Consider the following 13,555-nt stretch of genomic DNA (forward strand, 5'->3'; position numbering starts at 1 on the left):
CTTTCGATGACGGACATGCCGCCAAAGTTTAACCGCGCTGCCGCTTAACCGAAACGGTGATGCCGCAATTGCCCGCTATGCCCTGAATACACGGGGGGCCGCCATCATGTTCAAACCATTACGCGCACTGTTATTTGCGGGGCTGGTCGCCTTGGCCGCGTCCGGATCGACGCATGGCGGCCAATATCCTGCCTTGTATCGGGATGCAGCCGGATCGGCGCCTGCGGACGGCAGGCTGTCGGTCATGACCTATAATGTCAAAGGCCTGCCCTGGCCGATCGCATTCGGGCGGGAAGAGGCGCTGGATGATATTGCCGACAGGCTGGCGCAGTTGCGCCGGTCCGGCCAGCAGCCCCATATCATATTGTTGCAGGAAGCCTTCACGGCGCAGGCGGCACGGATCGCGCTGCGGGCAGGCTATGCCCATGTTGCGCACGGCCCGGATGCGGCGTCTCTGTCAGGCATCGCGATGGACGTCGCCGACCGGCCCTTTCTGGCCAAAGCACGCTGGGAGCGGGGGGAGGCGGTAGGAAAGCAATTGGGCAGTGGACTGCAAATCCTGTCAGACTATCCGATCAAGCGGATCGATCGCATAACCTTCCCGGATTTCGCCTGCGCCGGGTTCGATTGTCTGGCGAACAAGGGCGTGTTGATCGCCCATCTGGCGGTGCCCGGTTTCGATGGGCCTATCAGCATCGTCAACACGCACCTCAATGCCCGTGGCGCCGCAGGTGTATCGATCGAACGCACCCAGCGCGCCTTCGTGCGGCAGGTCGACCTGATGACGCGCTTCGTCGCGAGCCATGTTCCGGCCGGGCAGGCGATGGTGCTGGGCGGCGATATGAATATCGGCAAGGATGGCCGCCGGGCCGACGCCTTCTTCACCAGTTTCGCGCAGGCCGGGATGCGCTTCATCCGCCCTGATCTGGGCGGAGCGCGCCGTGCGCTCGTTCAATCCGCTTGCATCGACGCGGCGACATGCCGCGACTTGGGCCTCGCCAGCGGCAAGGCGAAGGATTGGTTGTTCGCGCGGAATGGGCAGGACAGGCCGTTGCCGGTTTTGTCGGCGCATGTGCCTTTCGGATATGAACCCGATGGCGCGTCGCTGTCCGATCATTTTGGATATGTCATCGACTATGGACTGGGTCCGCCGATCCGCGTCGCGACGGGCGGCCCTGCCGGAGCGCGCTTGTGAAGCGGCCTAGTGCGTCGCTTCTGTTGCTGGCCTGCATCGCTGGCAATGCGCAGGCGCAGACACTGCCGCTCGGCTTTTCACTGAAACCACATCCTGGCCTGTCGCCCCGCCTGCCTGCCCGCGTCCACGATCCCAGGATAAGCGGGCATATCGATCCGATCGGCGCTGACGATCGCATGCAGGATATTCGCATCATGCTGCAACGGACCACGCGGCGGTTTTCCGATCTTGGCACTGCGACGCCGCTGACGCCGCACGCGCTCTCGCGTAGCCGTGTGGTGCGCTATACGATTGAGGACCGGTTTTCGATCGGCGATCACGTCCTGGCGTCGCTGGGCTGGGATGGCATCAAGATCAGCAATCGCAGCGCGAACGTTACCGTAGGCACAGGCAGCGAGCGGCTGCGCTCACGCGACTGGTTCCTGCCGCGCGCGCATTTGGCCATCCAGCCGGGCCGCGGCCTGCGATTGACTGTCGGTTATCTTGAACGGTTGCGGGCCTATGCCGAAACCGGGACGGGCGGACCGATGGGATTGACGCGCGACAGCTTCCTGTCGCTCACCCGCACGCTCAAGCCAGAGACATATAGCCGCGTGCAGATGCGCGCCGATTGGGTTGCGACGCCTGCCGTCGACCTGTCCATCGCGTTGCAGGGTGGGCGGCTGGACGACCAGCTGGCCTTCGTCGGGCGCGGCGTTTTGCCGGTGAACGGCGGCTCCGCGCGGATCGCAGGCGTCGTGGCGGAAGCGCAGCATCGCCTGACCCCGCATCTGTCATGGACCGTCCGCTATGGCGACGCGCGGACGCACGTATCGGGCGGGGCCATGATGCGCGAGCGGAGCCTGGGGATCGGCTCCGTATGGCAGGATGGACCGTGGCAGGCAGACCTGTCGATCGCCCATAACAGCGCGCCTGCCTTCTGGGCAGAGCAAGGCCGGGCAGTGCGGGTGCAGGCCGGTGTCGATTATCGGATGGCGACGTCTGCGGGGCGACCCCTGCTGCTGTCCGCCCGTATGACGGACCCGGATCACCTGACCAGCGGTCGCTTCATGCGCGATGATCCGTTGGGACCGCTTTATGCGGCGGATCAGGCGCGGGCGATCATGGTCCGTGCGCAGCTTAGCTGGTAGGACCGGCCCCGTTCCCGTTCGATACGCCATCTGGCCCTTGTGCGCCGCGCTATTGGTTTTGCTGCTGATCCTTGTCGCGTTCGGTCCGCTCGATCATGACGAGGGGCAATATGTCGGCGCGGTTGCAATGATGCGCTATGGCCTTCCCTATCGCGACTTCGCCTATCTTCAGACGCCGTTGCAACCCCTTCTTTTCGCGCCGTTGGCGTGGGGGGCGAAGGGGTGGCTGTTCCCCGCCCTGCGCGTCGTCAATGCGGTGCTGGCGACAGGGGCTGTCGCCTGTGTCTGGCTGGCGGCGCGACGGGCGGGTGCATCGGATCGTGGTGCGGCCATCGCGGCACTGGCGCTGTCGTCCAGCCATATGCTGCTGTTCGCGGGCAGCGTTGCGCGCAATGATGCTTTGCCCTTGCTCCTGATGACGGCGGGGCTGGCGGTCTTGATCGGCGTGGTTCGGGGGGATACTGGCCGGTGGTCGGCGCTGCTGGCGGGGATTATGCTGGCAGGCGCGGCTTCGGCGAAGATCAGCTATGGCCTGCCGGCTGCGGCGGTCGGGCTTTTTGCGCTGCTCCACTGGCGCAGTCTGGGCGTGGCAAGAGTGGCTCTGCTGGCGCTGGGCGGCGGGATCGGCGCTCTGCCGACCATCTGGATGGCGGCGCAGGCATGGGACGCGGCATGGTTTGGCATCATCGATTATAGCATCAAGGCACCGGTCGAATGGCGCACCCTGAATGGTCAGGCATTCATGCTGGACTGGCCGCTCAGCTTGGTCCGGATGGTGCGCTATCTGGCGCAGGGGTGCGGCCTGATCGCGCTGATCGCGCTGCTGTCGATCGCCGGTCGGCGGCGCAGGTTGGTGGAGGTGCTATTGGACATGGTGATCGTCGCGGGGATGGTTGCCGCATGGTTGCCGCGTCCCATTTATGTGCAATATCTGGGGCCAGTATTGCCTGCCTTGTTCATCCGTTTTGCGCTGTTGGCCGACGCGCCTTTCTGGCGTCAGGGCTTAGGCCATGGCCTGATCGTTCTTTGTGTAGTGGCGGGGCTTGGCGAAACGGCGATGAAGGTCGGTGGCAATATTGCGTCAGGGCGCAGCCCGATGCTGGCCGTTATGCGGGACGTCTGGGCGATCGATCGTCTGCTGCCTGCGGACCTGAATTCGCGAGTGAGCACCACGGTTTCTACAGAACGCATTGTCGATGCCGCTCTGCCGATTGACCGGCGATTTGTGACTGGACCGTTTCTGTTACGGACACGTAATATTCTGTCGCCGCATCAGGCGCGGGCGTTTCATTTGACCACGTCCGCCACGCTGGTCGAGGATCTGGACGCCCAGCCGCCTGCCGCGATACTGGCTGGTGGAGAAGGGGAGCGGGAACGCGCCGCGTCCGGGGGGCTGGACGCGCCGCTTGAGCAGTGGGCGCGGAGGCACGGTTATCGACCGGTGCCGTTGCCCTCGGGACGGATGCGCCTCTATCTGCCGCCGCGATAGCTTTGCCATTTGTCGGTAGCATTGGCGGTTTATGGATCGGCCCTGCCGCCCAAGGAAAGTCCTGCAATGCCCCGTCTGTCACTCATATTCATCTTGTTTATCATAGGCTTGTCGCCAGCGTCCGGGCAGGTGGCAGGCGACGCGCCGTCCCCATCTCCATCTCCGTCTCCACCAGCGTCACCCGTCGTCCTGCGTATCCCCGCGGCCGAAGCGCATCAGGGGGTCGCATCGGATGGCACCCATGTCTATGCGATCGATAATGATCGGATCGGCAAATATATTATCGCCACCGGCAAGCGAATTGCGGAATGGAAGGGGGAGCGTGCGCTGTTCCCCCATATGAACAGTTGCACCGTCGCGGGGCGCGAACTGGTCTGCGCGGCATCCAATTATCCGCAAGTGCCCCAGACCAGCGCCGTGGAGATTTTCGATACGCACACCCTGCGCCACCTGCGCACCGTCAGCCTTGGCTTTGGTCCCGGATCGCTGACCGCGCTCGATCGACATGATGGCAAATGTTGGGCGGTCTACGCCAATTATGCGGGCAAGGGCGGGGAACCGAACCGGGACCATCGCTATACGCTGCTGGCGCGGCTGGACGATGCTTTCCGGCAGGAAGCGGCATGGACGTTTCCGACGGAGATACTGGCCCGCTTTGCGCCTTTCAGTTGCTCGGGGCTAAGCTGGAGCAGGGATGGTCGCCTCTATGTCGCGGGGCATGATCGCCCCGAAATCTATGAACTGCGCCTGCCGGAAGGCGGATCGCGGCTGGAATTGCAGCGCACGATCGGCACGGCTACGCCGGGGCAGGCGATCGACTGGGATCCGGTTCAGGCCGGGCGTCTGTGGTCCATTGATCGGGCGCAGAGCACCATGGTCGCAAGTGCCATAGCTGAAGAATAGCGCTCGCGCGCGATCTTTGCGCGGACATTTTGACGCATGGATCGGCCCGCGCTACGGACGGCGGCATGATTGCCCTGCTGTCCCCCGCCAAGACGCTCGATTTCGAGCGCGCGCTCCCGCCGCTTGATGTCACCACCCCGCATTTTGCGGAGGAAGCGTGCAGCCTTGCCAAGTCGGCGGCCAATCTGTCGCAGAAAAAGCTGGCCGAGCTGATGCATATCTCGCCGCGTCTGGCCAAGCTGAACGCGGAGAGGTTTCGCGATTTCCCCGACCTGCCTGAGCGTCCTGCGCTGTTCGCTTTCGCCGGTGACGTTTACACCGGGTTCGAGGTCGATACGCTGGATGAGGCCGGGGTCGCTTTCGCGCAGGATCATGTGCGGATGTTGTCGGGACTCTATGGCCTGCTGCGCCCGCTCGATGCGATCCGCCCTTATCGGCTGGAGATGGGCACGCGCTGGGCACCCCGGCACAAGAAGCTGACCGACTGGTGGGGCGACCGGATCGCCGATCTGTTGCGCACCCAGTTGGCGCAGGACGAGGCAAAGGTGGTGCTGAATCTGGCCAGCCAGGAATATTATGCGGCCGTGGCGGGCAAGCTGGGCGATGCGCGGGTGATCGATGTGGAGTTTCGCGAACCTGGCCCTGATGGTCCCCGCTTCGTCAGCTTCAACGCCAAGCGTGCGCGGGGCATGATGGCGCGGTGGATGTGCGAGCATCATATTATAAAGGTCGATGATATGCGCGGCTTCGACAGCGATGGCTATCGGTTCGATGCGGATGAAAGCGATGCGAACCGCTGGCGGTTCATGCGGGCATGAGTGACACGGGCAAGAGCAGCGCGGTCGTCATCGGCGCATCGGGCGGCATCGGCGGCGCGCTGGAAGCGGCGCTGGTCGAGGAAGGGGCGTTTGCCTGCGTCCACGGCTTCGCCCGATCGCGTGAGGGAGCGCAGCATATCGACCTGCGCGATGAGGCAAGCATTGCAGCCGCCGCCGATCACGTTGCCAAGGGGCCACCACCGGCTCTGGTGATCGTGGCGACCGGCCTGCTGCATGATGGCGAACATGGCCCGGAAAAGGCGTTGCGCGATCTGGACGCGGCGTGGCTGGCGCAGGTCTATGCCGTCAATGCGATCGGCCCGGCGATGGTCGCCAAGCATTTCCTGCCGATCATGCCGCGCGGCCAGCGTGGTGTGTTTGCGGCCCTGTCTGCGCGGGTGGGATCGATCAGCGACAATCGGCTGGGCGGATGGCATGGCTATCGCGCGTCGAAGGCCGCGCTCAACATGATGATCCGTACGCTGGCAATCGAGGAGCGCCGCCGCAACGATCGCTCGATCGTCGTCGCGCTGCACCCCGGCACGGTCGATACCGACCTGTCTCGACCGTTTCAGGGCAATGTCCAGCCGGGCCGCCTGTTCGATGCGGAGCGCGCCGCGCTGCAATTGCTGGATGTGGTCGAGGGATTGAAGATTCCCGACAGCGGCAAGCTGTTCGACTTTCAGGGCGAGGAAGTGCCTTTCTGATCGGGATTATCCCCGTCATGTCATAGTCTATTGCAAAAATGCTTCCTTATCGCCCAGCCCCGATGTTGCTAGGGGAGGCGTGATATCATTTTGCGAGGAGCCAAGCCCCATGAAAACCCGCGCCGCCGTAGCATTCGAAGCCAAGAGGCCGCTGGAAATCGTCGAGGTCGACCTGGAAGGGCCAAAGGCTGGCGAGGTGCTGGTGGAGATCATGGCGACGGGCATCTGCCATACCGATGCCTATACGCTCGACGGATTCGACAGCGAGGGCATTTTTCCATCGATCCTGGGCCATGAAGGCGCGGGCATCGTGCGCGAAGTCGGACCGGGCGTGACCAGCGTGAAGCCGGGCGATCATGTCATCCCGCTGTACACCCCCGAATGTCGCCAGTGCAAAAGCTGTCTGTCCGGCAAGACGAACCTATGCACCGCGATCCGCGCGACGCAGGGCAAGGGGCTGATGCCCGACGGCACGACGCGGTTCAGCTATAAGGGCCAGCCGATCTTTCACTATATGGGCTGCTCTACCTTCTCCAACTTCACGGTGTTGCCCGAAATCGCGGTCGCAAAAATCCGCGAAGACGCGCCGTTCGACAAGAGCTGCTATATCGGGTGCGGCGTGACGACGGGCGTGGGCGCGGTGGTCAAGACCGCGAAGGTCGAACCGGGCAGCAATGTCATCGTCTTTGGCCTGGGCGGCATCGGCCTCAACGTGCTGCAGGGCGCGCGGATGGTGGGCGCGGACAAGATCATCGGCGTGGACATCAATCCTGACCGGGAGGAATGGGGCCGCCGTTTCGGCATGACCCATTTCGTCAATCCGCTGAAGGTCGATGGCGACATCGTGGCGCATCTGGTCGAACTGACCGATGGCGGGGCGGACTATACGTTCGACTGCACCGGCAACACGACGGTGATGCGTCAGGCGCTGGAAGCCTGCCATCGCGGCTGGGGCGTTTCCACGGTCATCGGCGTGGCCGAAGCGGGCAAGGAAATTTCCACTCGTCCGTTCCAGCTTGTCACCGGCCGCGTTTGGCAGGGCAGCGCCTTTGGCGGGGCTAAGGGGCGGACGGACGTGCCCAAGATCGTGGACTGGTATATGAACGGCAAGATCGAAATCGACCCGATGATTACCCATGTTCTGACCCTTGAGGAAATCAACAAGGGGATCGACCTGATGCATGCAGGCGAGAGCATCCGTTCGGTTGTCGTCTTCTGATGGAGACGGTATCGCAGAACAAGGCCTATGGCGGGACGCAGGGGGTCTATCGCCATGCGTCCACCAGCACCGGCACGGACATGACATTCTCTGTCTATGTGCCGCCGCATGAGCCGGGCGTGACGATGCCGGTCGTATGGTATCTGTCAGGCCTGACCTGTACCCACGCCAATGTAACGGACAAGGGCGAATATCGTCGGGTGTGCGCGGAGCTGGGCCTGATCTTCGTTGCGCCCGATACGTCGCCGCGTGGCGAGGGCGTGGCGGACGACCCGGATGGCGCCTATGATTTCGGACTGGGCGCGGGTTTCTATGTCGACGCGACGCAGGCACCCTTCGCGCAGCATTATAAAATGTGGTCCTATGTGACGGACGAACTGCCCGCGCTGGTCGCGGCGCAGTTTCCTGCCGACATGACACGCCAGTCGATCATGGGCCATTCCATGGGCGGCCATGGCGCGCTGACCATCGGGCTGGCGTTGGCAGATCGGTTCAAGGCCGTGTCGGCTTTCGCGCCGATCGTCGCGCCGGGGCAGGTGCCTTGGGGGCAGAAAGCGCTGGGCGGTTATCTGGGTGACGACAAGGCCGCGTGGCGCAAGCATGATGCGGTCGCACTGATCGAGGATGGCGCGCGGGTCGAGGCATTGCTGGTCGATCAGGGCGGGGCGGATCAGTTCCTTGAAAAGGAATTGCGGCCGGATTTGCTACGTGCTGCGTGTGAAAAGGCGGGCATCGCCCTGACGCTGAACATGCGCGAGGGCTATGACCATAGCTATTATTTCATATCGACCTTCATGGACGATCATCTGCGCTGGCATGCTGCGCGGTTGGCTTGATGCTTGATCCTCCCCTGCGCGGGGAGGATCTTTGCAGGGTTCGCCAAGTGCCCCCTTGCAGGGGAGGATCCTATTTCTCGATCTGGCTGACGTCGCGGACGGCGCCTTTGGCGGCGTTAGTGGTCATGGCGGCGTAGGCGCGCAGGGCCGGGGATACGGCGCGTTTGCGGCCGAAGGGTTTCCAGGCCTTTGCGCCCATCTTTTCCATTTCGGCGCGGCGTTCGGCGAGCAGGGCGTCATCCAGATCGACCTTGATGACGCGGGCGGGGATGTCGATCACGATGGGGTCGCCGGTCTGGACCAGCGCGATCAGGCCGCCTTCTGCTGCTTCGGGGGAGACATGGCCGATGGAGAGGCCCGACGTGCCGCCAGAAAAACGCCCGTCGGTGATGAGCGCGCAGGCCTTGCCCAAGCCTTTCGACTTCAGATAGCTGGTGGGATAGAGCATTTCCTGCATGCCCGGACCGCCTTTTGGCCCTTCATAGCGGATGACGACGACGTCCTTTTCCTTGACTTCATTGCCCAAAATGCCAGCCACTGCGGCGTCCTGGCTTTCGTAGACGCGCGCGGTGCCGTGGAAGATGAGGATGGAGTCATCGACGCCTGCGGTCTTCACGATGCAGCCTTCGGGAGCAAGGTTGCCATAGAGAACGGCGATGCCGCCATCCTGAGAGAAGGCATGTTCGGCCGAGCGGATCACGCCTTTTTTGCGGTCGATGTCGAGGTCTTCCCACCGTTCGGACTGGCTGAACGCAGTCTGGGTCGGGACGCCGCCGGGCGCCGCGCGGTAGAAGTTGCGCACTTCTTCGCTGTTGGTGCGGCCAATGTCCCAGCGGGCCAGCGCATCGGCCATGGTGCGGCTGTGGACCGTAGGCAGCGACGTGTCGATCAGCCCAGCGCGTTCCAGTTCGCCCAATATGGCCATGATGCCACCGGCGCGATGGACATCCTCCATATGCACGTCCTGCTTGGCGGGCGCGACCTTGCACAGGCACGGCACGCGGCGGGACAGGCGGTCGATGTCGGCCATAGTGAAATCGACGCCGCCTTCATGCGCGGCGGCCAGCAGGTGCAACACCGTGTTGGTCGATCCGCCCATGGCGATGTCCAGGCTCATGGCATTTTCGAACGCCTTGAAACTGGCGATGTTGCGGGGCAGGGCGCTTTCGTCGTCCTGCTCATAATAGCGTTTGGTGATATCGACGATGACATGGCCCGCCTCGCGGAACAGCCGTTCGCGATCGGAATGGGTGGCCAGCGTCGAACCGTTGCCGGGCAGCGAGAGGCCCAACGCTTCGGTCAGGCAGTTCATCGAATTGGCCGTGAACATACCCGAACAACTGCCACAGGTGGGGCAGGCGGAGCGTTCGATCGTCTGGACTTCTTCGTCGGTGTAGCTTTCGTCGGCAGCGACGACCATCGCATCGACCAGATCCAGCGCGACCGTCTTGCCGCGCATCACCACCTTGCCCGCTTCCATCGGGCCGCCCGATACGAAGACGGCGGGAATGTTGAGGCGCATCGCAGCCATCAGCATGCCTGGCGTGATCTTGTCACAGTTGGAGATGCAGACCATGGCGTCCGCGCAATGGGCGTTGACCATATATTCGACGCTGTCGGCGATCAGGTCACGGCTGGGCAGCGAATAGAGCATGCCGCCATGGCCCATGGCGATACCGTCATCGACCGCGATGGTGTTAAATTCCTTGGCGACGCCACCGGCGGCCTCAATCTCGCGCGCGACGAGCTGGCCCAGATCCTTCAGATGGACATGGCCCGGCACGAATTGCGTGAAGCTGTTGACGACCGCGATGATCGGCTTGCCGAAATCCTCGTCCTTCATCCCCGTCGCCCGCCACAGGCCGCGCGCGCCCGCCATATTGCGACCGTGGGTGGTGGTTCTGGAACGGTAGGCGGGCATGATCTATGGTCCTTCGGGCGGATATAAGGCAGCCGCTCTAGCCGCAGGGGCGCGGGGAAGAAACATTTTATTGCTGCACGGGCGATGTTCAGGACATAAATGAGATGATCGGCGCGCGGTTCAAGAGCGTCAAGCCTATTTGTGAAAACCTGCCAGATCGTCGGGTGTGTCGATGTCGTGCAGCACCTGCGTCGATGTTTCGATCTGAAGCCCGTGGCTGAGCAGGACGCGGGCGCCCTGATCGCCCTTCAATGCCAATAGTTCTGGGAAATGCTTGCGGCCGATGAAGGCGGGGGGCGAGGCGGAGAAGCTGTCGGTGCTGGCGACGACCGACCGGATATCCTCCGCCGCCATGCAGATGCGATTATAATGGGTTTGCGGCACGTTGGGCATGTCCGCCAGGCAGATGAGGATACCGCGTATGCGATTATTGGGCATGACATATTCGACCGCGCGCACGATGCTGCCCGAAATGCCGTCCTCCGGCTGGTCGTTGACGATGATGTGATAGCCGCGCCGATCCAGTTTGCGGTGCAGCACCGGCGCCTGCTCGATCGGCCGGACGACGGCAATCAATTCGCGAAAGGCCATGGACGCGATCGTTTCGAGCACATGGGCGGCCAGCGGCTTGCCGCGCAGGTCCGCCATCAGCTTGTCGTCGTCACCAAAGCGGGAAGATGTGCCAGCCGCCAGCAGCACGGCGGCGATGCGTTCAGTACGCATGGGCGAAAGGATAAGACATTATTGCTCGATTGCGACCCGACAAACGTCCGATTTGCCACCGGGATGGTCCGCTGTCCAGTGATCCTGAAACCACTGGCCATCCCAACCTTCCGTTGCCATATGCGACGCAGTTGAAAAGGAGTGGCCCTGTTCATGGCATATGACCGCGATCCCGTAGATGTCGGTGGAGGCAAGGAGCCGGTTCCGGCCGAAGTGAGCGAGGCGATCCGCACGCTCATTCGCTGGTCGGGCGATGCGCCGGAACGCGAAGGATTGGTGGAAACGCCCGAGCGGGTTGCGCGGGCGTGGCGCGAATACTGCCGGGGCTATGCCGATGATCCGGCCTATCATCTGTCGCGAATCTTTCATGAAGTGGGCGGTTATGACGATGTCGTGCTGTTGAAAGACATACCGTTTCAGTCGCATTGCGAACATCATATGGCGCCCATCGTGGGCAAGGCGCATATTGCCTATCTGCCCGGCGAATATGTGGTGGGCATATCGAAACTGGCACGCGTGCTGCACGCCTATGCCAACCGGTTGCAGGTGCAGGAACGGCTGACCGCCGAAGTCGCCAACTGCATCTGGGATCATCTGAAACCCCAGGGCGTGGCCGTGGTGATCGAGGCTACCCATGGGTGCATGACCGGGCGCGGGGTGCGCACGCCGGGTGTCATCATGAAGACCAGTCGGATGCTGGGCGTGTTTCGCGACGACGAAAAATCACGCGAGGAAGTGTTGAAGCTGATCGCGTCGTAGTCGTAGAGGTATAGCCTGTGAACGAAGACGACCCTCCCTACCGCCCGCTGGGCAGTGCGCGCGTGTCGGATGATGCGACAGATGGTCCCATCGCGGCGCCGATCGGCGAACCGGTGGTGGTGGCTCCCACGGCGCAGCGGGCTGGGTTGCCCTTGTCCTCGCCTCGGCTGGCGCTGGTGACGGGGGGGCACCGGCGGCTGGGCGGCGTGATCGCGGCGTCGCTGGCGCGGGCGGGCTGTTCGCTGGCGATCCATGGCAGTCATGACACGCGGCTCGATTCCCATCTGGCGCTGACGCTGGAGGAGGAGGGGACGCAGTGGGAAGGCTTTACCGTCGATTTCGCCGATCCCGAAAATGCCGAAGAGTTGATCGCGATGGTCGCGGAACGCTTTGGCCGCCCGCCCGACATATTGGTCAACAGCGCCGCGATGTTCGGGCAGGATCGGTTGGACAGCGTGACCGCCGATGACCTGATGCGCCATTATGCGGTCAATTGCGCCGCGCCCGCCATGCTGACCAAGGCGTTCGCCACCGTCCCTGCTGGCGATGTGGACCGATGCATCGTCAACATATTGGACCAGCGGATCGACCATCCTCATGGCGACCAGTTTGCCTATACCCTGTCCAAGCTGGCGCTGGCGGGGCTGACGCGGACGAGCGCGGCGGCGCTGGCGCCGCGCGTGCGGGTGAATGGCGTCGCGCCGGGGCTGACCATCGCCACGCCCGATTATGATGCGCAGCAGATGGAGCGGCTGGAGGCGATGATGCCGCTCGGTCGCCTGCCGCAGGGGGAGCAGATCGCGCAGGCGGTGCTGTATCTGGCCAACGCGGCGTCGGTGACGGGGCAGACGCTCTATGTCGATGGCGGCGCGCATATGAAAAGCTATGATCGGGACTTCATGCATCTGTGCCGATAGGGTCGGCATATATGCGGGCGTGGCAGGGGTGGGCGATATGCGCGCCCCGCAATAAAGCATATGCGACGACATAAAGGAGATGGCGATGACCTATGAGACGATTTTGGTGGAGCAGCGCGATGCGGTGACGCTGATTACGCTGAACCGGCCGCAGGCTTTGAATGCGCTCAACGGCCAGGTGCTGGCCGACCTGAGCGCCGCCTTTGCCGCCTACGACGCCGATCCGACCCAGTTGTGCGCGGTCCTGACCGGCAGCGGGGAAAAGGCATTCGCGGCGGGCGCGGACATCAAGGAAATGGTGGAAAAGGACGCGGCGGACTTTTTCCTGCAGGATTTCTTTTCCGGCTGGCAGACCCACGTGGTCGCCACCCGCAAGCCATGGATCGCGGCGGTAGCAGGCTTTGCGCTGGGCGGTGGGTGCGAGCTGGCGATGATGGCGGACTTCATCATCGCGGCGGATACGGCGAAATTCGGTCAGCCCGAAATCAAGCTGGGCGTCGCGCCGGGCATGGGCGGATCGCAGCGCCTGACCCGCGCAGTGGGCAAGGCCAAGGCCATGGAGATGTGCCTCACTGGCCGCATGATGGGGGCTGAGGAAGCCGAGCGGGCGGGGCTGGTGAGCCGGATCGTGCCTGCCGCCGACCTGCTGGACGATGCGCTCAAGACCGCTGCCGCGATCGCCGCGATGCCGCCGATGGCCGCGATGGTGAACAAGGAAATGGTCAATGTCGCGTTCGAAACCGGCTTGGCGCAGGGCATATTGACCGAACGCCGCCTGTTCCAGATCCTGACTGCGACGCAGGACAGGGCGGAGGGGATGACCGCCTTCGTCGAAAAGCGGCCGGGCGTTTGGAAGGGGCGTTGAGGGTTTAGCAGGCTGCGTGCTCCCGCGACGGCAGGGCTGGGTTCCCGCCTTGGCGGGAACACGCGGCTTAAAC

Annotated in this window: 13 protein-coding genes; 11 read left to right on the plus strand and 2 right to left on the minus strand. The window is 63.4% G+C overall.

Going from position 1 to position 13,555, the window contains the following annotated elements; genetic code table 11:
• The first annotated feature begins 106 nt into the window (after window positions 1–106).
• The 8 genes from WA070_RS19440 to fghA all read left to right on the plus strand — a co-directional run bounded on the left by WA070_RS19440 (window position 107) and on the right by fghA (window position 8,297).
• The gene (locus WA070_RS19440) at window positions 107–1,195 is read left to right on the plus strand and encodes an endonuclease/exonuclease/phosphatase family protein (RefSeq protein ID WP_422635562.1); all 1,089 of its coding nucleotides are present in this window, start codon (window positions 107–109) and stop codon (window positions 1,193–1,195) included.
• The gene (locus WA070_RS19445; RefSeq protein ID WP_422635563.1) at window positions 1,192–2,325 is read left to right on the plus strand and encodes a hypothetical protein; all 1,134 of its coding nucleotides are present in this window, start codon (window positions 1,192–1,194) and stop codon (window positions 2,323–2,325) included. The genes WA070_RS19440 and WA070_RS19445 overlap by 4 nt, the downstream gene beginning before the upstream one ends.
• A 52-nt stretch (window positions 2,326–2,377) precedes the next feature.
• A complete protein-coding gene (locus WA070_RS19450) occupies window positions 2,378–3,814 on the plus strand; it encodes a hypothetical protein (RefSeq protein WP_422635564.1) in 1,437 nt (478 codons plus the stop codon).
• Between the two features lie 93 nt (window positions 3,815–3,907).
• Window positions 3,908–4,717 (plus strand): YncE family protein, encoded by an 810-nt coding sequence (locus WA070_RS19455; protein ID WP_422635565.1) that lies wholly within the window; start codon window positions 3,908–3,910, stop codon window positions 4,715–4,717.
• A gap of 65 nt (window positions 4,718–4,782) precedes the next feature.
• Complete coding sequence (gene yaaA / locus WA070_RS19460; RefSeq protein ID WP_422635566.1) at window positions 4,783–5,535, plus strand: peroxide stress protein YaaA; 753 nt, start codon at window positions 4,783–4,785, stop codon at window positions 5,533–5,535.
• On the plus strand, window positions 5,532–6,242 hold the full coding sequence (locus WA070_RS19465; protein ID WP_422635567.1) for an SDR family NAD(P)-dependent oxidoreductase: 711 nt from the start codon (window positions 5,532–5,534) through the stop codon (window positions 6,240–6,242). The genes yaaA and WA070_RS19465 overlap by 4 nt, the downstream gene beginning before the upstream one ends.
• A 109-nt stretch (window positions 6,243–6,351) precedes the next feature.
• A complete protein-coding gene (locus WA070_RS19470) occupies window positions 6,352–7,461 on the plus strand; it encodes an S-(hydroxymethyl)glutathione dehydrogenase/class III alcohol dehydrogenase (protein ID WP_422635568.1) in 1,110 nt (369 codons plus the stop codon).
• Window positions 7,461–8,297 (plus strand): S-formylglutathione hydrolase, encoded by an 837-nt coding sequence (gene fghA / locus WA070_RS19475; RefSeq protein ID WP_422635569.1) that lies wholly within the window; start codon window positions 7,461–7,463, stop codon window positions 8,295–8,297. The genes WA070_RS19470 and fghA overlap by 1 nt, the downstream gene beginning before the upstream one ends.
• A 70-nt stretch (window positions 8,298–8,367) precedes the next feature.
• Here fghA and ilvD read toward each other — a convergent pair whose 3' ends face one another.
• Both ilvD and WA070_RS19485 read right to left on the minus strand, forming a co-directional pair.
• Window positions 8,368–10,218 (minus strand): dihydroxy-acid dehydratase, encoded by a 1,851-nt coding sequence (gene ilvD, locus WA070_RS19480; protein WP_422635570.1) that lies wholly within the window; start codon window positions 10,216–10,218, stop codon window positions 8,368–8,370.
• 135 nt (window positions 10,219–10,353) lie between these two features.
• Window positions 10,354–10,941: a nucleotidyltransferase family protein gene (locus WA070_RS19485; RefSeq protein WP_422635571.1), complete on the minus strand. Its 588-nt coding sequence runs from the start codon at window positions 10,939–10,941 to the stop codon at window positions 10,354–10,356.
• A gap of 153 nt (window positions 10,942–11,094) precedes the next feature.
• On the opposite strand from WA070_RS19485, the gene folE reads away from it, so the two are divergent.
• The 3 genes from folE to WA070_RS19500 all read left to right on the plus strand — a co-directional run bounded on the left by folE (window position 11,095) and on the right by WA070_RS19500 (window position 13,482).
• Window positions 11,095–11,700 carry a GTP cyclohydrolase I FolE gene (gene folE, locus WA070_RS19490; protein WP_422635572.1) on the plus strand — a complete coding sequence of 202 codons (606 nt, stop codon included), beginning with the start codon at window positions 11,095–11,097 and terminating at the stop codon, window positions 11,698–11,700.
• 17 nt (window positions 11,701–11,717) lie between these two features.
• Window positions 11,718–12,617: an SDR family oxidoreductase gene (locus tag WA070_RS19495; protein ID WP_422635573.1), complete on the plus strand. Its 900-nt coding sequence runs from the start codon at window positions 11,718–11,720 to the stop codon at window positions 12,615–12,617.
• 85 nt (window positions 12,618–12,702) lie between these two features.
• Window positions 12,703–13,482, plus strand: a complete 780-nt coding sequence (locus WA070_RS19500) for an enoyl-CoA hydratase-related protein (protein WP_422635574.1) — start codon at window positions 12,703–12,705, stop codon at window positions 13,480–13,482.
• Window positions 13,483–13,555: the final 73 nt, after the last annotated feature.

The organism is Sphingobium sp. (genome assembly GCF_049304695.1).
In the GTDB taxonomy this organism is placed as follows: Bacteria; Pseudomonadota; Alphaproteobacteria; order Sphingomonadales; family Sphingomonadaceae; genus Sphingobium.

Bases quoted from the DNA above. Each gene is read 5' to 3' on its own strand.
- WA070_RS19440 (WP_422635562.1), top strand. From the start codon at position 107: ATGTTCAAACCATTACGCGCACTGTTATTTGCGGGGCTGGTCGCCTTG.
- WA070_RS19500 (WP_422635574.1), top strand. From the start codon at position 12,703: ATGACCTATGAGACGATTTTGGTGGAGCAGCGCGATGCGGTGACGCTG.
- ilvD (WP_422635570.1), bottom strand. From the start codon at position 10,218: ATGCCCGCCTACCGTTCCAGAACCACCACCCACGGTCGCAATATGGCG.
- yaaA (WP_422635566.1), top strand. From the start codon at position 4,783: ATGATTGCCCTGCTGTCCCCCGCCAAGACGCTCGATTTCGAGCGCGCG.
- WA070_RS19485 (WP_422635571.1), bottom strand. From the start codon at position 10,941: ATGCGTACTGAACGCATCGCCGCCGTGCTGCTGGCGGCTGGCACATCT.
- WA070_RS19465 (WP_422635567.1), top strand. From the start codon at position 5,532: ATGAGTGACACGGGCAAGAGCAGCGCGGTCGTCATCGGCGCATCGGGC.
- WA070_RS19470 (WP_422635568.1), top strand. From the start codon at position 6,352: ATGAAAACCCGCGCCGCCGTAGCATTCGAAGCCAAGAGGCCGCTGGAA.
- fghA (WP_422635569.1), top strand. From the start codon at position 7,461: ATGGAGACGGTATCGCAGAACAAGGCCTATGGCGGGACGCAGGGGGTC.
- folE (WP_422635572.1), top strand. From the start codon at position 11,095: ATGGCATATGACCGCGATCCCGTAGATGTCGGTGGAGGCAAGGAGCCG.